The organism is Zavarzinella formosa DSM 19928, from assembly GCF_000255705.1.
Taxonomy (GTDB): domain Bacteria; phylum Planctomycetota; class Planctomycetia; order Gemmatales; family Gemmataceae; genus Zavarzinella; species Zavarzinella formosa.
Genome location: NZ_JH636443.1, coordinates 359,285 through 378,221, shown reverse-complemented (window position 1 = coordinate 378,221; position 18,937 = coordinate 359,285). Strand labels below are relative to the sequence as shown.

13 protein-coding genes are annotated in these 18,937 nt (G+C 60.7%); 6 read left to right on the top strand and 7 right to left on the bottom strand.

What is annotated here, in order from left to right; all coding sequences use genetic code 11:
* Positions 1-598: 598 nt before the first annotated feature.
* Positions 599-916: a tetratricopeptide repeat protein gene (locus BGIM_RS0126955; RefSeq protein ID WP_029630604.1), complete on the bottom strand. Its 318-nt coding sequence runs from the start codon at positions 914-916 to the stop codon at positions 599-601.
* A 243-nt stretch (positions 917-1,159) separates the two neighbouring features.
* On the opposite strand from BGIM_RS0126955, the gene BGIM_RS58345 reads away from it, so the two are divergent.
* The 4 genes from BGIM_RS58345 to BGIM_RS0126930 all read left to right on the top strand — a co-directional run bounded on the left by BGIM_RS58345 (position 1,160) and on the right by BGIM_RS0126930 (position 4,382).
* Positions 1,160-2,194, top strand: a complete 1,035-nt coding sequence (locus tag BGIM_RS58345) for a calcium-binding protein (protein ID WP_020472817.1) — start codon at positions 1,160-1,162, stop codon at positions 2,192-2,194.
* A 341-nt stretch (positions 2,195-2,535) separates the two neighbouring features.
* Complete coding sequence (locus tag BGIM_RS0126940; RefSeq protein ID WP_020472815.1) at positions 2,536-3,102, top strand: phospholipid scramblase-related protein; 567 nt, start codon at positions 2,536-2,538, stop codon at positions 3,100-3,102.
* 77 nt (positions 3,103-3,179) lie between these two features.
* Positions 3,180-3,506 carry a hypothetical protein gene (locus tag BGIM_RS0126935; RefSeq protein ID WP_020472814.1) on the top strand — a complete coding sequence of 109 codons (327 nt, stop codon included), beginning with the start codon at positions 3,180-3,182 and terminating at the stop codon, positions 3,504-3,506.
* Positions 3,507-3,917: 411 nt separating this feature from the next.
* A complete protein-coding gene (locus tag BGIM_RS0126930; protein WP_020472813.1) occupies positions 3,918-4,382 on the top strand; it encodes a hypothetical protein in 465 nt (154 codons plus the stop codon).
* A 19-nt stretch (positions 4,383-4,401) separates the two neighbouring features.
* Here the strand turns inward: BGIM_RS0126930 and BGIM_RS0126925 are convergent, their stop codons facing one another.
* From BGIM_RS0126925 to BGIM_RS0126915, 3 genes are read right to left on the bottom strand one after another with little or no spacing between them, the layout of a single operon-like run.
* Positions 4,402-5,772, bottom strand: a complete 1,371-nt coding sequence (locus BGIM_RS0126925) for an ABC transporter permease (RefSeq protein WP_029630602.1) — start codon at positions 5,770-5,772, stop codon at positions 4,402-4,404.
* 2 nt (positions 5,773-5,774) lie between these two features.
* Positions 5,775-6,500 carry an ABC transporter ATP-binding protein gene (locus BGIM_RS52580; RefSeq protein WP_052640017.1) on the bottom strand — a complete coding sequence of 242 codons (726 nt, stop codon included), beginning with the start codon at positions 6,498-6,500 and terminating at the stop codon, positions 5,775-5,777.
* 26 nt (positions 6,501-6,526) lie between these two features.
* Complete coding sequence (locus tag BGIM_RS0126915; protein ID WP_020472812.1) at positions 6,527-7,894, bottom strand: efflux RND transporter periplasmic adaptor subunit; 1,368 nt, start codon at positions 7,892-7,894, stop codon at positions 6,527-6,529.
* A gap of 185 nt (positions 7,895-8,079) precedes the next feature.
* On the opposite strand from BGIM_RS0126915, the gene BGIM_RS0126910 reads away from it, so the two are divergent.
* Positions 8,080-8,973 (top strand): RpnC/YadD family protein, encoded by an 894-nt coding sequence (locus BGIM_RS0126910; protein WP_020472811.1) that lies wholly within the window; start codon positions 8,080-8,082, stop codon positions 8,971-8,973.
* Positions 8,974-9,014: 41 nt separating this feature from the next.
* On the opposite strand, the gene BGIM_RS0126905 is transcribed toward BGIM_RS0126910, so the two are convergent.
* The 3 genes from BGIM_RS0126905 to BGIM_RS58340 form a co-directional block, all read right to left on the bottom strand.
* Complete coding sequence (locus tag BGIM_RS0126905; protein WP_020472810.1) at positions 9,015-9,602, bottom strand: RDD family protein; 588 nt, start codon at positions 9,600-9,602, stop codon at positions 9,015-9,017.
* Positions 9,603-9,684: 82 nt separating this feature from the next.
* Positions 9,685-10,881 carry an amidohydrolase family protein gene (locus BGIM_RS52575; RefSeq protein WP_020472809.1) on the bottom strand — a complete coding sequence of 399 codons (1,197 nt, stop codon included), beginning with the start codon at positions 10,879-10,881 and terminating at the stop codon, positions 9,685-9,687.
* Between the two features lie 109 nt (positions 10,882-10,990).
* Positions 10,991-16,015 (bottom strand): M12 family metallo-peptidase, encoded by a 5,025-nt coding sequence (locus BGIM_RS58340; RefSeq protein ID WP_020472808.1) that lies wholly within the window; start codon positions 16,013-16,015, stop codon positions 10,991-10,993.
* A gap of 391 nt (positions 16,016-16,406) precedes the next feature.
* Between BGIM_RS58340 and BGIM_RS0126885 the strand changes: the two genes are divergently transcribed.
* The gene (locus BGIM_RS0126885; RefSeq protein WP_020472806.1) at positions 16,407-18,911 is read left to right on the top strand and encodes a PSD1 and planctomycete cytochrome C domain-containing protein; all 2,505 of its coding nucleotides are present in this window, start codon (positions 16,407-16,409) and stop codon (positions 18,909-18,911) included.
* Positions 18,912-18,937: the final 26 nt, after the last annotated feature.

Here is an 18,937-nt window from a genome sequence, read left to right as displayed (position 1 = left end):
CGAATCACCAGGCCGAGCGCCCGGGGACTCAGGCCGGCCGGACGAAGAAACTGTTTGATTCCGGGGAGTCCTTCTTGCACAATCATGACCGAGACTCCTTCCGGTTGGTGATCACCCGGCCTCACGGCCCAACCGATCCGGCCGGGGGAGTCTCGTTTTTCTATCCCGGCCCACTCTCCTCAGCAAAAAGCGCAACTTCAAAACGCGCCAGCGAGGGTACCGCGATTTCCACCGGTCCAACGGTTTCCCGACGGGCGATGGCCGTGTTTGATGGCGTATGATGGGTTGGGAGAGAGAGTCAAGGAAAGCGTTTGCGGCTCTGCGGGACGCTATGCCAACTTGAAATCCACTCTAATTTTCCGAGCATGCCACACGCGCCAATCCTGCCTCGTCATGTTGGGTGTCCCCATAAAAAGGAACCGAAAACATGATTGTCAGGCTTGATCCCTTCGCCGCTGCCTGGCCCGCCGAATTTGTCGTATGGGTAATGGTTTCCGAGACGCAATGAGAGAGGAAAGGGAGAGCCGGAGGGGGATCTTCGGCGGAGACCAAAACCCTCAATGAAAGTGGCAATCAACTCCGGCCAAGCGCCTAACCCTCACTCCATCGCCGCCAGAAATCCGGTCATTTCTCCCTCGGCATGGGAGTCTCCCTGTTGCTTGGCGGCGACGATTCCCCGGCGCAACACGTCACAGCCTTCATCCACGCGGTTCAAACGATTCAGGATTTGACCGGCTTGCAAGAAGCCCGGCACATAGGGCGTGTCCGCGATCAGGGCGAGTAGAAGCGTGGCGGCCGTTTCTTCCTGGCCAATGCTCGCGTGTTCCATCGCGAGGCCATAACGGAGGAAGCTGTCTTTCGGGTCGTCGGCCAGCAGGGCTTCAATTTGTTCCATTCGCGGGGTGCGTTGGCTCACCGTCGTCTCCTGGGATGCGTTTGCCTGTTGGGAAGATTGTAGCGGATCAGCCGGATTGGCCGGATTCACACCAGCGATTCATTCAATTTGACCGTTGCTCCCGGCAAATCCAGACCCGGTTTTTCCGGAAATTCCCGATGATCGAATTTGTCTCCTCAAGCGGTGCTGTCAGGATGGACGAACAGACCGTTAATCGACCGCAAAAATTTTCCCGACGATCAAAATTCACTGGAGTTACCTCGCATGTCTGCCGACAATCGCAACCGTTTGAGTCTTGTCGAATTGAACGAACGGATTGTTCCCGCCATCGCTTTGGCGAACGCGACATTTGTCGGCGGCACCCTCACGGTCACCGGTTCCCGGCTGGCCGACAACATCGTGATCGGCGTGGCGGGCGATTATGTCACCGTCACGAACAACGGCATTCCCGTCAGCATCAAAGAAGGCAACACCCGTGTGCCGAGCGTGCTGGGCTTTGATCTCCACCTCATCAAGATCTTTGGCGGCGACGGCAACGACAACATCAACGCGAACCAAGGGCACACGGGCTTCGCCGGGGTCATCACTCAACCGACCGAAATCCACGGCGGCAACGGCGACGACACCATCGTCGGCACCAAAGGAAACAACCTGATCTACGGCGAGGCCGGAAACGACAAGATCAGCACATGGGACGGCAACGATTCCGTGTTCGGCATGGACGGCAACGACACGATCACCACCCGTCTCGGCAACGACACCGTGTACGGCGGCTACGGCAATGACAACATCAACGCGGGCGACGGGAACAATTCCGTCTTCGCGGACGACGGAGACGACACCGTAATCGCCGGGATCGGCAACGACAGCATCTTCGGCGGCTTCGGCAACGACACGATCAATGCCGGGGACGGCACGAACACCGTGTTCGGTGAATCTGGAAACGACGTCATCACCACGGGCCAGGGCAACGACAGCATCGACGGCGGCGAAGGGGACGACAGCATCAGCGCCGGGGCCGGCAACGATATTATCTTCGGCGCCTTGGGGAACGACACGATCATTGCGGGCGACGGCTTGGACACGATCTACGGCGGCCAGGGCAACGACAGCATCGACGGCGGGGACGGCAACGACTCCATCTTCGGCGAACTCGGCGACGACACCATCACCACCGGCCTGGGCGCTGACTACGCCCAAGGCGGCGGCGGGGCCGACACTTACAACGCCAATTCGTCCGAGGATGACTTCGACTTCGGCGGCGATGAAGACATCGACACGCTGAATGAAACGCCGTGATTGTCCTCGAAAGAAAGCTCACTCGCTTGTTCGTTTTGGTTTTCCGGTTTAAAAGCCCGGCTGACACATCCCGGCCCGAAGGGGCCGGGTGAAACGCCCTCGAACGACCTTGGTCTGAAGGACGAATGGCGCTTGGTTAGAGCCGGGCTCAACCCGATATGGCAGACAGGAACCGCTGGATTGCGGGAGATTTGACCCTTTGGCCCGCCACACCGGGCTGAATTCGGCTACAAGTGTGATCAAATCTTCAAAATCAAACATATCTTGCTGTTACAACCGCTGATTCTATCCTGAGCGTCGTCTCTCCAATTGATCCCCCACCCCCCAAGGAGATTGGCGTCATGCTCAAAATGCGACAATTTTTTGTGAAAGAACGAACCGGGATGTTCAAAACATCCAACGCCTATGACATCCTGAATCCGGATACCCAAGAAAAAGTCGGCCTCGCGCAAGAAAAGCCGAGCATGTTGATGCGGATGATTTTCAAGGAGAAGGCCCCGACGCTGATCGAGATGCGGGACACCAAGGAACAGTTGGTCTTCAAGGTTCAAAAGCCGCTCGCGCTCTTCGGCCGCCCCAAGATTGCGGTCTTTGATGCCGACAACAAGCAACTCGGCTATTTCCTCAGCAAGCGATTCTCGCTGGGTGGCGGCTTCGACATCTACACCCCCGAGGGAAAACACATCGCGGAACTCAAGGGGAACTGGAAGGCCAAGGAATACAAGATGCTCACGCCGGAGCAAAAAGAACTCGGCAAGATTTCCAAGAAGTGGGCCGGCTTGGCCAAGGAACTGTTCACCTCGTCCGACAACTATGTTGTCGGCGTCAACGACGATGTGACCGATGAGAACACCACGCTGCTCCTCCTGGCGGGCGCGCTGACCATCGACATGGTTCTCAAGGAGTGAACGGCCTTGACGCCCCGGCGGGCGGGTCTTATCGTGCGACCCAATTCCTCGTGGTCCCCCTCGCCGATGGTGTTTGAATGCTTCTGATTGCCCTCTGCTGCCTGTCAGCCTCCCCCGTTCAATTCTCGGACGCCGAATACATCGGCCCCGCCTATGCTAGCGGCGGCAAACCCAACACAATCATGGCCGGGGCCAAAGGGGCGGCGATCATCTTCGCTGTCGAAGCGGGAGTTGGCCCGGATTGGATCGAACGGCTGTTCGGGCCGCCACTGCTGAGCGGACGATTCAACAAAGGACCAATCGAGTGGAGTTACGGCCGCGAGGGTGTCACCGTTTATTTCCCCGCCCGTCTGTTCAAACCGGGCAAACCGTATGAGCGGTTGAACGGCAATATCGGGCCTTGACCAGGCAGTCATTTGGGCCTCTTTTGCCTCATTTTGAACGTGTCGGCGATCTCAATTCTCATCTTACCTAAACTGTTACTGGATAACGAAATCGTCATGTTTTCGGTCCTTCGTTTTTATTCAAAATATTCCCCTAAATTTGATTGCGTCCTCTCATCTGTTTGTGTAAGCTTTCTAACGACCGGCCGGGGACTGTTTGGACACCGAGTGGGCGACGGTTTCCGGACGACCGGCCGGTCATTTTTCATTTCTACCCAAACCCTGCCAAAATTTATTCAATAACTCAGCAAGCCACTGGCTCACGGCCAAACAATCACTTGTCTGATTGGATAAATTGACTCGAATCGCGCTTCACAATTGGATGGGTCGTGTGCGGACCTTGTCGTCACGAGCTGGAGAACAAGGACCACGATGGATTCGGATAATGAAACCGCCCGCGCGAAGTGGCTGTTGGGCGCGGCCGTGGTCTTTTTGGCCAGCGGTTGTGTGAGTTGGAACGAACTCATTTATCTGCTTGGCGGTCGGAACACTCAAGCCAATGTGGAAAAAGTCTTCGAGATCAACCGGAGAGGTCGGTTTGGGCTTGGCGGGGGGCGCCAATTGACTGTTGAATATGCCTTCACCGAACCGGACGGCACCAAACGCACCGGCACAGACACCGTTCCGATGGACTGGCCCCCGCCGGTGAACGGCAAGATACCCGTTCAGTACACCGCCGGGGAAAAGGGAAGTTCAAGACTGGCGGGTCACGTCGGCTGGATCGGCGTTACTCTGTTCGCCTTGTCGGCCGGTTCCGTGGCCATCTTTGGGTATCGGTTAATGCGAGAAGCAAACGACGCCACCAGCGGCCGAAAGTCTCGGCGAGGCAAAGGCTGACGGCGTTGAGGCCATCGACCTACTCATATCGCAGCGCGTCGATGGGATCTAACCGCGAGGCCTTCCACGCCGGATAGAAACCAAAGGCCACGCCGACGAATGCGGACACGCCCACAGAGGCCAGCACAGCCGGAATGGATTGTTCCGTTCTCCAATGCAGGAACGTGCGGACCATCCACGAACCGCCCCAGCCGACTAGCACGCCGATGGCTCCCCCGGCCAGACACAACACCACCGCTTCGACGAGGAATTGCCACAAGATGGCTTTCGGCCTCGCCCCAACGGCCATTCTCAGGCCGATTTCTTTCGTCCGTTCGGTGACAGACACCAGCATGATGTTCATGATGCCCACCCCGCCGACGATGAGCGAAATCATCGCCACCGCCAGCAACAATCCGCTCATCAATTGCGATGTGGCGAGGGCCGCATTCGATAGTTCGGCCGTGTCCCGGATGTTAAAGTCATCCGGTTGATCGGCCCGGACCCGGTGGCGTTCCCGGAGCAGGACCGTGATCTGTTTCATGGCCCCGGCGATTTCCGACTCGTCGCCGATCCGCACCAAAATCTGATCGACATATGTGGGCAACGGCGGGGCCGGATAGTCAGTCACTTGCGTGGCCGATTGTAACGGATAGGAAGCCGGCTGCTGGCTCGGGAACCGGGTGCTGGAATTCCCGGTGACGCCCGCCGCCGCGACGGCGCTTTGGTTGGCGGTCTGGGCCGACTGGCCGGACACCTTGAACTTGATCGTCCGCCACGGGGCCAGCACGATATCGTCTTGATCCGCGCCGAAAGTGTTCGCCCCCTTCGATTCCAGCACGCCGATGACTTGCAACGGGGTGTTGTTCACCCGCACCGTTTGCCCGATGGCCGAGGGGGCGCCGCCGAACAATTCACGGGCGACGGTGCTGCCGATCAGACACACGCCGCTCATTCCGGCGCCTTCTTGCTGGGTGAAGGCCCTGCCCTCGGATACTCCCCAATCACGGACAGTCAGGAAATCCGACGTGGTTCCATAGATGTACAGCGGAACCCAGTTCTTTCCCCCGGCGATGATTTGCGTCCTCGCCCGCACCACCGGGGCAACGGCCACCGCCGAAGGGACTTCCCGCACAATCGCCTCGGCGTCGGTCGGCGTGAGCGTCGGGTTGGAACCGCCGCCGAAGCTGACGCCGCCGCTGGAAGCCTGCCCCGGCATCACCAGCAGATTGTTGGCCCCGAGGCTCTGGATGCTGTCGGCCACGGCCATCTTGGACCCTTGGCCGATCTCCACCATCGCAATCACCGCGCCGACGCCGATGACAATTCCAAGAGTCGTCAAACCGGAGCGGACCAAGTTTCGTCGCAAGGCCAGCACGGCCACAACGAATGTCGGAGGCAGAATAGTCATGATTAATCCCTTTGAGGGGTGAGCGGCGATTGCGGCAGAGCGGAGAAGGCTCCCGATTCCACCAGCCCGTCTTTCATGCGAACCACCCGCCCGGCGGTGGCGGCGACGCTCGGATCGTGGGTCACCAACAGGATGGTAAGACCCTCTTCCGCGTTGAGTTTTCGGAACATATCCAGAATCTCGATGCTCGTTTTTGAATCGAGATTCCCTGTCGGCTCGTCTGCCAGCAACAGGGCGGGGTTGTTGATTAACGCTCTAGCGATGGCCACTCGCTGCATCTGCCCGCCGGAGAGTTGCGAGGGGTGGTGGTCCATCCGCTCGGCCAACCCGACTCGCTCCAGCAGGGCGATGGCTCTCCGGCGGCCCTCGGCCATGTTCGCCCGAGGCACCGCATAAGTGAGGGGCATCAGCACGTTGTCGAGGGCCGATGTGCGGGGCAGCAGGCTGAAGTTTTGAAAGACGAAGCCGATCTTTTGGCCCCGGATGACTGCCCGTTGCTCAGCCGACATTTCCGACACCTCGACTCCGTCCAGCCAATACTTCCCGGCGGTCGGCCGGTCGAGACAGCCGAGGGTGTTCATCAGTGTGGACTTCCCGCCGCCGGACGACCCGGTGAGGGCGACCAGTTCCCCGCGCCGGACATTCATGGAGACGCCCTTGAGGACGGGCACGTCCTCACCGCCGACGCGATAGGTCTTCCACACATCTTGCACGGTAATGAGTTCCATGATGGTTTCTCCCGCTGGTTGGGTGGTTATTGCTTTTTGCCGCCGGCCCGTTGTTGGGCGAAGGGATTTTCCCCCGCCGAGGCAGGCGCCGCGTTGCGGGCCTCGGCCACCACCAGCGCCATTCCGTCCTTTAACTCTCCGTCCAACACTTCCGTGAAATTCCCGTCAGTCAGGCCGAGCTTGACGGTGATTGGCCGCACTTTGTTTCCTTCCGCGACCCACACCACTCCCTGCCCCGGCTTTTCCTTGTCACCGTCTTTGGCTCGCGAGGCAGTGCCGCCTGCGATCAGGTTCGCTGCCGGCCGATAACGCAGGGCGGCGTTGGGGACCAGCAGGGCATCTTTCCGGCGATCCACCTCAAACTTGAGATTGGCCGTCATGTAAGGAAGCAACCGGCCGTCCGGATTGTCGGTGACCACTTCCACGGTGTACACAACCACGTTCTGCGTGTTGGTGGCGTTGAGCCGGATTCGCCCGACCGTTCCCTGAAAGGTCTCCGTCGGGTAGGCATCCACGGAGAACCGAACCGGCTGGCCGACTTTCACCTGACCGATGTCTGCCTCGTTGACCGACGCCCAGACCTTCATTCGGTGAAGATCCTTGGCGATCAGGAACAAGCTCGGGGTGTTGAACGACGCCTGCACCGTCTGGCCGATGGTCACCCGCCGGTCGATGATGGTTCCCTTGACGTTGGACTTGATGACGCAATAGCCGAGATTGATCTCGTCTTGCTGAAGGATGGCCTTCGCGGTGGCGACGGCCGCTTCCGCGTCTCCGACGGCCGCCTTGGCGTCGGCCTCGGCGGCCACGAATTGATTGATGGCCGCCTCGGACGAGGCGACGGCCGCCACGTTGATCTCGAACGCTCCTTGATCGGCATCGAATTCGGAATCGGCGATGGCCCCGGTCGGCTTGAGGCTTCTGGCCCGGTCCCAGTCGCGGGTGCTTTGATTGGAGCGGGCGATGGCCTGCTTCCAGTCCGCCCTCGCTTTGTTGGTGTTGGCGACGGCCGCCTCGGCCTTGGCCTTCGCTTGCACCACCTTCGACTCGGCCGATTTGAGCAGCGTCCGCGATTGCTCGGCCTTGGCGGCGAACAGACTGTCGTCGATCCGGGCCAGCACAGTCCCGGCATCCACGGGCGAGCCGTAATCAATGGGTTTGCCGTCCAGCCCGGTTCCAAAATCTTGGATCAACCCGGCGACTTGCGAGCCGACATCGATCACGTCCTCGGGTTCCAGGGTGCCGGTCCCGCCGACGGTCGCCAGCAACTCTCCCCGGCTGGCCTGTTCCGTGCGAAAGGTGATCGCCGGGCCGCTTGAGTGTTTCAAAAATAGCATTGTGCCTGTCCCAACCGCGCCGACCAGAACAAGGCCAATGAGGATATATTTTCGCATGACTCCCTCGAAACTGAAAATAAGCCATGAAGGATGGCCGAAGTGAATCCAGTTCTGACAAGGGAACGCGCCCGCCGCCCCAACCACTCATGAGAATCTGAGAACTCTCAGAAGTCTCTCAGAATTGGGGAGATTCAAAGAATCCGGCCGGTTATTCTGATTCGTGAAAAGGAGGTTCGTCAGCCATGTCCAAGCCGTTTGACGCGACCTTGAATTCAATGATCGACCTCCGGCCGGGGGAATGGGCGGCCCACTTCGCCCGGCTGGCCGGCATCCCGCCCGGCCCGAGTGTCCCGCTCGACACCGATCTGGCCACTACGCTGACGGCTGACAAGGTGTTTCGCATCAACGGCGAACGCCCCTCGTTGCTGCATCTGGAATTGCAGTCCGGCTCGCGGCTGGGTATCCCCGCCGAACTGATGCGGTACAATACCCTGATCTCCCATCAGCATGGGTTGCTGCCCGTTGAAACCGTGCTGATCCTGTTGCGACCCAAGGCGTTGGCCGGCGATCAGACGGGCGTGTATCAACGGTTCGGCGTCAGCGGAAACCTGATTGCCGAGTTTCGTTACCATGTGGTGAGGGTATGGGAACATCCGTCGCAATACTGGCTGGACGGCGGCGTCAGCCTGGCTCCGTTGTCGTTGCTGACGGACGAGGCCGACGCCGATTTGGACAGGGCGCTGGTCCGTCTTCAGGAATGCCTACGGGACCATCGGGTTGATGAAACGGCCGTCAAGAGTCTTCTGGGATCGTCCTACGTCTTATGCGGCCTGCGGTATGAGCGGGAACGAGTCGCGGAAATGTATCGGAGACTGAGCATGTTGCTGGAAGAATCGACCACTTACCAAGAAATCCTTGGAAAAGGTTTGAGCCAGGGTCTGAGCCAAGGCCGGACGCAAGGGGTTCGGGAAGGGCAGCATAACCTGTTGATGCTTCAGGGGACCAAGCGATTTGGTCAGCCGGACGAAACCATCATCCGGGCGTTGCACGCCATCGAAGATCCGGCCCGGCTGGCGAGATTGGGCGAGCGAATCCTTGAGGCCGCTGATTGGGACGATCTGCTCCGGGGCGAGTGACACGCGGATACCGGATGGCCGCGCAAATGGCCGCTCTCCGCTTATTTCTTTGCCGGAGGGCTTTCACCGAGATCATGAGTGTTTGCCTGCCGTCGTTGGACTTCGCGGCATAGCACGACGAAACCAAACAAGAAGTATCGTCTCAACCCGACGATGCCTTTTCCGCAAGGAACGGCATTCTTGCGAACCACATATGTCCCCGCAAATTTATCCCGCAGGGTTTGCCGGTCGGGGTCTCCGCTCAACCAGAGAAAGTCAATCGCCGGATGAAACGGGCCAAGCAGCCACATCATCAAGCGAAATGTCATCCGCAGGAATGACGGCCGTTCCCCGTTGAGGCTGACGATTTTCATTCCCGTGAGAAGGAAACCGAATGTCCCCTGCGGGGATGATTCGATGAAAACCAAGTAAACGTATGTCAAACCAAACCAAGACCAGAAAAACCAATCGGCGGCATCGTCCTTGTCCGTGATGATCTCTTTGCAAGCAAAGTAAAGAACGACTCCAAGGGCGATGATGATCGCCAGATCGATCACAATGATGAGCAAACGGACAAAAGAACTCGCATAATCTTCACGCGCATAATAAACGCCCGGCCCGAGGCCCTTGATGTCTGCCGGTTGTTTCATGATTCACCGTTGAGGGGGATCGAGTCCGTTGGATGATGGCCGCTTGCCTCGGACATTGCGAGTCTTTTTCAAGGAAACCGTTTCAATCCCGCCATGTTCCCCGCCACATTGTCCGGCGGGGTTTTTCGGGCAGGGGCAACCGCAAGAGCAAGTCGTGCGGGTCGGCCGGGTCGGCGTCGGCCACGGGGATGATCGCGAGGTCGGCGGATTTACCGGGCGTCAGGCTGCCGGTGACGTGATCCATCTCCATCGCCGTCGCCCCGTCGAGGGTGGCCATCCGCAGAATAGTGTCGTTGGCGACATCGGGGTGGCTCTCGCGGACGCATCTCGCCTCGGCCAGCACGTCCAGGTCCGGGTTGGACGCCAGCGAATCGGTGCCAAGGGCCACGCGATGCCCGGCCGCGAGAAAGGCCGTCAGCGGATACGCCGGGTGCCCGAAGGCCGTGTGGGTGCGGGGGCACCACACGAGCGTGGATTGGGCGCCGACGGGGGTTTTGGGGGGAAGATAATTTCCGTGGGCGAGCAGGGCATGCGCGGCCCGCGAACACCGCCACGCGATCCAGTCCCAACTCGGCGCCAGCGAGGTTGGTTCCCAGACGCCCAACTTTTTGAGGAAGGGAACAAATTCTCCGGCGTGTTTTTCGAGCAATTCCCGTTCTTCCGGCGATTCCGCCAAATGCACGCTCACCGGGGCGATGCGGGCCGCCGCCTCGATGATGGCCCGATGCACGCTGTACGGGGCATGGGGGCTTAACCCGGCTCGCACTCTTCGGGAGTCCGGCCGGGAGCGCAGCCAGTCGGCGGCCTCTCCCCACGCGGCTTCGGCCCGTTTCTCCGTCAATCCCAACGCTTCGTGGTAACAGACGGACCATGCCCCGGCGGCAGCCAAGGCGTCCCATGAGAGGCCGCCCCCGGCGATGTCACCAATCAGGGTGGTTCCGAATCGAAGGGATTCGGCCAGCCCGAATTGCACGGCGTCGAGGGCCGAATCTCCAGAGGTTTTCCGGCGAAAAGCAATCACTTCCCCGAGCCAGTCCGTCAGGGGCAGGCGGGGGGGCGTTTGGCTGCGAAGCCGGGAAAGGTCGAGATGGGTGTGGGCGTTGACCAAGCCGGGAATCATCACCGCATGGTCGTGGGATTCGTCCGGCGTGCGATCCTCGCGGGGAAGAACGGCGACAATCTGATTGTCGCGGACGGTGATCGTCCCGCCGGGCAGGGGGGCCGAATCCACGGGAAATATCCACCGGGCCGAGATTACCCGTTCATCCGCACGATTCACCAGTCAACTCCCCCGCGCAAACCCCGACCGTCGATCCACAGACCAAAAGGTTATGGCCCCGGCCGGGCCGGGAGAAGCACCCGCCGGGACTTTTCAACGATCAGCGGGCTTACGGCACGATCAGCACCGGGGCGTTGTTCACCGCCAGGGTGGCGGTTTCGATGGCCGTGCTGAAGGCGGTGGAACCGGCGGTCGAGGCGTTGCCGGCGGGAGTTCCGTCGCTGAGATCCCACGCCTTGTACTGGATCGTGGTCGGCCCGACATAGCCGGTGTTCGGGACGAAGCGAATCTTGTCCGAACCCTTCAGAAGCACCGCGTCCGTCACCTTCACGGTTCCGATGGCGAACCACGGGCCGTTGTTCACCGAGGCCTGCCAGACTCCGTTCTTGTTGTCTGCAAATACGACGGCGATGCCGGGGACCGTCCCCGCGTCCGCGTCCGTCACCGACGTGCCGAGCATCGCGGAGATGACTGTTCCCGCCGATGTCTTGTCGTTGACCGCGAGGGAGGGGAGCGTCACGACCGGCGTGATGTTCAACACCGGCCGACTGTTGGCGGTGGTCACCGTGATGCTGGCCGTTTCAGTGGCCGCGCTGATGGACGTGTTGCCCGCCGTGTCGATGACATTGCCGGGCACTCCGAACGTTTGGTCCCAGCCGCGATAGCTCAGCGTTTGCGTTCCCGTGAATCCGGCAGCCGGCACGAACCGGACCCGGTCGATATCCCGCAGGGTCAGGGCCTTGGCGGCGCTCACATTGGTGATATTGATCCAAGGGCCGGCGCTGTTCAACTGATACTGCCAGTTGCCCTTTGTGGAAGGAGCGGCCGTGACGGCGATCCCTTGGAGGGAGTTGGCGTCCACGTCGGTCAGGGCGGTCCCGAGTAGTTTGGAGACCAAGTCGCCCGCCGAATTGGCCGTGCCCGGTGTCAGGGCGGTCAGCGTCGGCGTCGGCGTCGTGTTCAACACCGGAGGATCGTTCACAGGGGTGACGTTCACGGTGGCGGTGACGGTCGCCGTGCTGAAGGGGGCACTGCCGCCCGTGTTCTCCGGCAGGGAGGGATTGGCGTACTGGCCGGGCGTTCCACGAGTTTGATCCCAGCCACGGTAGGTTACCGTCGCGGTTCCGTTGAAATTCAGGTTCGGCAGGTAGCGAATCCGGTCCGTTTCCCGCAGGAGCAGGGCGTTTTCCGGCGAGACGGCTCCGAATGGCTTCCAGACCGTGCTGCCGTTCGCCGCATACTGCCAGACACCGGTGGATGCGCCCGTCACGCCGGTCACGGCGATGCCGCGCAACGCCGCCGGGTCATCCGGGTCGGTCAAAGCCCCGTTGCTAAGCGGGACGACCAGTTGATCGCCGCTCGGCTTGCTGTCTTCGAGAACCGGCGTGAGAGTCGCCGGGAGGCCGTTCAACACGGGGGCGTGGTTGGCGGGCAGCGACGGAACGGAATCCACCACATCGAGAGTGGCTGTCTTCACGCTCGTGCTGAACGCCGTGGTCAGGCTGGAGTTCGCCGTGCCGCCCGCCGTGCCCCCGCTGCTCTGGTCCCAAGCCTTGTAGGAAATGGTTGTGCGCCCGAGGAAGAATCCGTCAGGCTGGAATCGCAGGCGGTCTGTCGGGCCGAGCAAGAAGGCCTTGGTCACCGAAACGGGAAGAAGGGGCTGCCATCCGCCGCCGCTGGCAAGTTGATACTGCCAGGTTCCGCCTGTTTTGCCATAGGCGGTGATCGCAATACCGGGGACCGTGCCGGGGTCCGGATCGGTGACAGTCGCCCCGAGAATGGTCGAGACAAGGTCGCCGACGGGGTCGTTGTCGGTCTGGGCGGTCGTCGTCAGGGCCGCTGTGGCCGCCACGTCAAGCACCGGGCGGTCGTTGACCGGGGTGACACGGATAAACATTGAATCCGTCTTGACGCTGAAGGGGCTGCTGCCGCCGACGCTCGCCGGGTTGCTCAGGTCAACGGTCGTCCCGGCCGTGCCGGACGATTGGTCCCACGCCCGGAAAGTCAGGAAGGCTTCGCCGGATTGATTGGCGTCGGCCACGAACCGGACGCGATCCGTGCTGCGAAGCAGCGTTGCCGTGGTCGGGCCGAATGCCGCGAAGGGCTTCCACGCGCCGCTCACGAGGAACTCCCAATGACCCGCCACTGACCCGCCAGCGCCGATAACGGCGATGCCGCGTTTGGCCGCCAGGCCGTCCGGGTCCGTGATGTTGCCGGATAACACGGACAGAAGAACGCCGGTGGACGCCGTGTCCTCCAGGACGGTCGCGACAACCGGGGCGATGCGAACCGTCGCCGCCAGGGTCGTGGTGCTAAAGGCCGTGGTCAGGCCGGTGCTGTTCGGAGCGGTGAGATCGACGACATTCCCGACCGCGCCCGTCGTCTGGTCCCACGCATGGTAAGTCAGGCTGGCCGAGCCAACGAAGCCGGGGGTCGTCGGCAAGAATCGCACCAACGTCTGGGGGGTGAGCAACAGGGCCGCCGACGGGCTTCCGGCGAGCGGCAGCCAGACTGTTCCGTTGATCGAGTAACTCCACTGGCCTTTGGTGCTGTCCACGCCGGTCACGGCGATCCCGCCAAGGACGTCGCCGGGATCGGCGTCCGAGGCACCGACAACGCCGAACACCCCCACGGGGGTGGGTTGCGGGGTCGTCGTGCCCGAGGCCACGGGGAAGAGCAGCGGCGAAGCCAGGGGGTCGAGCTTTGGCGCCCGGTTCACACCCAGATAGAGCAGGAAGGTTTTCGAACTGCTGGTGTCGACCCCGCCGAACATCGTGGTGCCGTCGTCCTGGGCGTATACGGTGACAGTGGCCAGCCCGGTGGCATCGGCCGCCGGGGTGAACGTCAGCGTGCCGTCCGGGGAGATGGCCGGCTGTCCGGCGGGGGTGAACAAAGTCGTGTTGTCGGCCGTCACCGTGAATGCGATCGTCTGATCCGACTCGTTGGGCGGGCCGACGCTAATGTTCGTGGCAAAGCTGGGGACGGTTTGGGCCGGGGCGTTCTTCGCGGCATAGACCTCCGGGGCCAGGGTGAAGGTCGGCGCGTCGTTCACCGGGTTCACGGTGACCATGAACTGTTGGGAGAAGGTGTCGGTTCCGCCATCGGCGGTGCCGCCGTTGTCGGTGAAGGTGACAGTGATGATCGCCGAGCCGAAGGCCTTCGCCACCGGGGTGAAGGAAATGCTGCCACCCACGCCCGGGCTGGTGTAGGTGACGGCCGGGTTCGGGATCAGGGTGGTGTCGCTCGACGTGGCGGTGACGCTGAGCGTCTGTCCCGGCTCGCCGCCGGCGGAGATTCCCGTGAGGAAGACCGTCTGAAGACCGGCCCCCTCGTTGATCGTCAAATCATTGATCGGGTCGAGCGTCGGCGGGTCGTTCACCGGAACGATGTTCAGCGTGCGGGTCACCACCGGGCTGAGGTTGTTGCTGCTGTCGGTCAGTTGGAAATCGACGGTGCGGGAACCGGCGACGGGGTTGTCCAGCAGATTGACATAAGTCACGGAACGGATGGCCGCCTGGTAATTCGCCAGCGTGTCGTCGCCCGACAGGCTCAGAATGCCCGTGCCGGAATCGTAAAATCCGCTGATGGCGTTTTGGTCCGTGAACTGCAGGACATCCTCGGGCTGGGCTCCGACAAGAGTCACCGTCGCCGAGCTGATAAAGTCATCATCGGAGACCGTGGCGGTGTCCGTCAGGGTGACGGGGCCTTGATCTTCGAGATAAGTGACCGGCGTCGTTTCCAGATCATTGAGGGAGGGCGTGGTGACAATGCTCCCGGTCAGCGTGTATTGGCCGAGGCTCCCGTAATCCGAATATCCGGTGGCCAGGTTGCCGGCCCCGACGCCGGAGATCCGAATGTAATACGTGCCCGCGGAGGGGATCGTAAAGTTGGTGATGGCGGCGGACATCGACGCCGTGCTTTTCGTGGTCGGATTGTTCAACGCCAGAACGTTTCCGCTGGAATCGATCAGCTCCATCTGGATGTCAAGGTCCGGGGCATACAGAAACGGATCGGCGTTGAATGACACATTGCCGACACCCGTGTTGAAACTGAACACGTCCACGTCCGTGGTGCGTTCAATGATGCCGTTAAAACTGACTGTAGAACCGACGGCGGCCAGGGGCGTGGCTTCGATAATGGAATCCCCGGCGTCATCCTGCTTATAGCCGACCCCGTTGGTCGCATTGGCGATAATCGCCAGATCATCCTCTTGGTTGTTGGCGTCCGGGTATTGTCCCTTGCTCCATTGGGTGACGGGTTGATAGTAACCGACCCCCATGATGGGAGCCCAACCGGGGGAATTGGTGCCCTGTTGTCCCGCGTAATAGCTCTGGCTGGAGGTGCCGTCGTGGCTCAGGCCAAAGGTGTGGCCGACTTCGTGGCTCACGGCTTCGGCGATGTTTTTTTCATCATTCGACTGGGATTGCGCGAACACGAAGCAAGGCGTGTCCGTGTTCGCCGCGAAGGTGTTCAAATAGGCCACGCCGCCGGCCGATGTCCCGTACCAGTCTTGATAGCTGCCGCCGATGCAAACTCGCTTGCCCCAATGAGTGTCTCCTCCACCGGTGTTTCGCAGGGCTTCCACGCCGGGGTCTTCCGTCGTGACATCCACGTTGAAGGGAGCGTAATCCTCGGCAACACGTTGCCAGATCAACTGGATTCGTGTCTGTTCATTGGCGGAAAAGGTCGACGATGAGCCCTCGAAGTTGAACGCCGGGGTGACGATGGGGTTGTTCAATCCCGCCGCATAGGTGGTGTTCCATTGCGTCCCCAAGGTGGTGTTGCCGTCAAAATCCAAATAGATCACCTTGGTGGCGCCGGGCACACTGTGCAGATTAAAGGTCTGGGACAGCGGAAAAGGCGCGGCCGCGACCGCCATCGGGCCGACGGTTTTGTTAGATGACGGCGGCGGTCCCACGGGAATCCCGCAGGCTGTGTTGCCCGATGCGTCCGTTGACTCGCTGTCATTCCACTGTTGGACAAATTGAGCGGGGGCCGCCTCCTGCGGGCCGGACAGGGGCAAGAAAGCACTGGGAACGTCGCGATTTTCGAGGGTTTCCACACGAAGCTTTGGTGGTTTGGTCGCGTGTTTTCGAGTCGCGCGTGAACCAAGGCTGCCACGGTTGGATTTCATTGGAAAAGTCTCGAAATGAAGCGGATCTATGGATTAATGGAAAAAAAGATTGTACCGCGCCATCGCCTGATTCGTCAAACGGAGATCCGGTGTTTTCCCCGTGGTTTGGGCAAGTCGGGAGATCATTCAGTCCCCAAAATCGGCTTGTTCATCCGGCGAGTCCGTCACATTCGGCGCAACCGCGACAACCGGCCCGAAAAACGCCCGTTTTATTATCGGACGGACGTTCTCAAAACCAAGTGTCCTTCGACGATCAACATTTCCCCGACTGGCGGGTGAGATGGTTTGCCGTGTTCCCGGCCATCTTGAGGAATGCACGCTGTCCGGCCGTCGTGTAGAATGATTTTTGCTCAGGCTGACTGACTGCCACCTACCCCGCCGGGCCGACATCATGGCTCTTATTCGACTGTTTCTTGCGAATCTCTTCCTTGCCATCCCGGTTTTTGGAGCCCCCGTCGATTATTCGCGGGAGGTCAAGCCCCTGCTGGCCGCCCATTGCGTGAGTTGTCACGGCGCGGCAAAGGAAAAAGCCGGGCTTCGGCTGGACACTTTTGTCCGCATCAAACAAGGGGGCAACGCCGGACCAATTTTCAAGTCAGGAAAATCAGCGGATAGTCCGCTTATTTGGGCCATCACCGGCTCGCACGACTTGGCCAAAATGCCCCCCAAAGGGGAACTGCCCAAAGAACAAATCGCTTTGTTGAAGCGTTGGATCGACGAGGGTGCTGCCGGACCATCGACGCCCGAAATCGCTTCCGGCGGGCCGGTGAAAAGCACTCACTGGTCATTTCAACCCATCAAACAGCCTTCGGTTCCGATGGTGAAAAATACGCCGTGGGTTCGGAACGACATTGACCGCTTCATCTTGGCGAGATTGGAAAAAGAAAACATCACGCCATCACCGGAGGCTGACCGCGTCACCTACATTCGCCGGTTGAAACTGGACCTGACCGGCCTGCCGCCAACACCGGCCGAGGTGGCCGAGTTTCTCGCGGACCAGTCACCAACCGCCTACGAGTCGCTGGTTGATCGCACGTTGAAATCGCCGCATTACGGCGAGATGCAGGCCCGCCACTGGCTCGACTCGGCCCGCTACGCAGACTCGAACGGCTACACCATCGACGCCGGCCGGTCCATCTGGAAGTACCGCGATTGGGTGATCAACGCCTTCAACACGGACATGCCGTTTGATCGCTTCACCATCGAACAACTCGCCGGGGATTTGCTTCCCAACCCCACGCCGGAACAACTGACAGCCACCGGCTTTCATCGCAACACGATGATTAATCAGGAAGGGGGCATTGATGTGGAACAGTTTCGCATTGACGCCGTCGTGGATCGTGTGAACACCACCGGGAGCGTCTGGCTCGGCCTCACCGTGGGTTGCTGTCAGTGTCACGATCATAAGTTCGATCAGCTGAGCCAGCGTGAGTATTACCAATTCTTTGCGTTCTTCAACAACGTGGATGAACCGAATCTGGAGCTCATTGACAAGGATGCCGCGAAGGTCCGCGCCGACATCCGGGCGAGGCTCGCCGCCGTCGAGAAGGCATTGAACCAACTCGATCCGACTTCGCCCGAAACCATTGAGAAGTGGGAGCGAAGCCTGCGGGATGATACCCGGCACTTGCTCCCCAAGCCTGTGGCGGCCATCTTCGGCGTCGCTCCGAATGGCCGTAGTGTCAAACAACTTCAAACACTGGAGGTGGCTCATCGCCGCCTCGACCAAACCCGGCATGTCCTCGGCGGGCTGACCAACCCGATGCTGGCCGCGACCAACGCCCATCTGTTGACCGCCCGGTTGGAGTTGGAAAAAGCCCGCGCGGACCTGCAAAAGAAAGAACCCTCGGCCATCACGACAATGATCGTGCGCGAGCGGAAGATTCCCCGAAAGACGACCATCCTGATTGGCGGAGATTTCACCCGCAAGGGCGTGGAGGTGGGGACCGGCTTCCCGGCCGTGCTGCCCGCCGGGAAAGCGAGCAAGAACCGGCTCGATCTCGCCAAATGGATCGTCGATCCCGCCAACCCGCTGACGCCTCGCGTGACGGTCAACCGCGTGTGGGGCCAACTCTTCGGCCTCGGCTTGGTGGAAACGGAAAATGACTTCGGCACGCAGGGAACCAAGCCGAGCCACCCGGAATTGCTGGATTATCTGGCCGCGACGTTCGTCGAGAAGAAATGGTCAATGCGGGAACTCTACCGGCAAATTGTGCTGTCCGCGACATACCGGCAATCTTCCAAGGCACGCCCGGAACTGGAAAAAACCGACGCCCGGAACCTGCTGCTCGCCCGGCAAAACCGCATCCGCGTGAATGCCGAGGTGGTGCGGGATGTGGCCTTGGCCGCGAGCGGATTGCTCTCCGAAAAAGTCGGCGGGCCGAGCGTCTTCCCGCCGCAACCGGAGGGGGTTTACCGCTTCACCCAAGTGGACAAGGCTTGGAAAGCCAGCGTCGGCGAAGAGCGTTATCGCCGGGGGATGTACACCTATTTCTGGCGCTCGGCCCCCCATCCGCAACTGGTGATCTTCGACGCCCCGGACGCCAACACCAGTTGCACCCGCCGAACCCGGTCCAACACTCCGCTGCAAGCCTTGACGTTACTCAATGATTCCGCGTTTTATGAATATGCCCAAGCCCTCGCGGCCAGAATTGTCAAAGAAGGCGGCGGCGACGACCCGGCGAAACTCCGACACGGCTTTCAACTGTGCATGGGCCGCCAGCCGACGGCGAAAGAACTCGCCCGACTGACAGTTTTCCTCGGCCGCCAACAATCCGAACTGACCGCCAACCCGGCCGAGGCCAAGAAACTTTCCCCCGACGCGCCGGAATTGGCCCCGTGGGTGATGGTGGCGAGAGTGCTGTTGAATTTGGATGAGTTCATCACGAGGGAGTGATCAGTGATGTTTCCGTCAAATGTGAC

Excerpts from the sequence above, each read along its gene's own strand:
- BGIM_RS58340 (WP_020472808.1), bottom strand. The coding sequence starts at position 16,015 with ATGAAATCCAACCGTGGCAGCCTTGGTTCACGCGCGACTCGAAAACAC.
- BGIM_RS52580 (WP_052640017.1), bottom strand. The coding sequence starts at position 6,500 with ATGGAACTCATTACCGTGCAAGATGTGTGGAAGACCTATCGCGTCGGC.
- BGIM_RS58345 (WP_020472817.1), top strand. The coding sequence starts at position 1,160 with ATGTCTGCCGACAATCGCAACCGTTTGAGTCTTGTCGAATTGAACGAA.
- BGIM_RS0126930 (WP_020472813.1), top strand. The coding sequence starts at position 3,918 with ATGGATTCGGATAATGAAACCGCCCGCGCGAAGTGGCTGTTGGGCGCG.
- BGIM_RS0126910 (WP_020472811.1), top strand. The coding sequence starts at position 8,080 with ATGTCCAAGCCGTTTGACGCGACCTTGAATTCAATGATCGACCTCCGG.
- BGIM_RS0126940 (WP_020472815.1), top strand. The coding sequence starts at position 2,536 with ATGCTCAAAATGCGACAATTTTTTGTGAAAGAACGAACCGGGATGTTC.
- BGIM_RS0126905 (WP_020472810.1), bottom strand. The coding sequence starts at position 9,602 with ATGAAACAACCGGCAGACATCAAGGGCCTCGGGCCGGGCGTTTATTAT.
- BGIM_RS0126935 (WP_020472814.1), top strand. The coding sequence starts at position 3,180 with ATGCTTCTGATTGCCCTCTGCTGCCTGTCAGCCTCCCCCGTTCAATTC.
- BGIM_RS0126925 (WP_029630602.1), bottom strand. The coding sequence starts at position 5,772 with ATGACTATTCTGCCTCCGACATTCGTTGTGGCCGTGCTGGCCTTGCGA.
- BGIM_RS0126915 (WP_020472812.1), bottom strand. The coding sequence starts at position 7,894 with ATGCGAAAATATATCCTCATTGGCCTTGTTCTGGTCGGCGCGGTTGGG.
- BGIM_RS0126885 (WP_020472806.1), top strand. The coding sequence starts at position 16,407 with ATGGCTCTTATTCGACTGTTTCTTGCGAATCTCTTCCTTGCCATCCCG.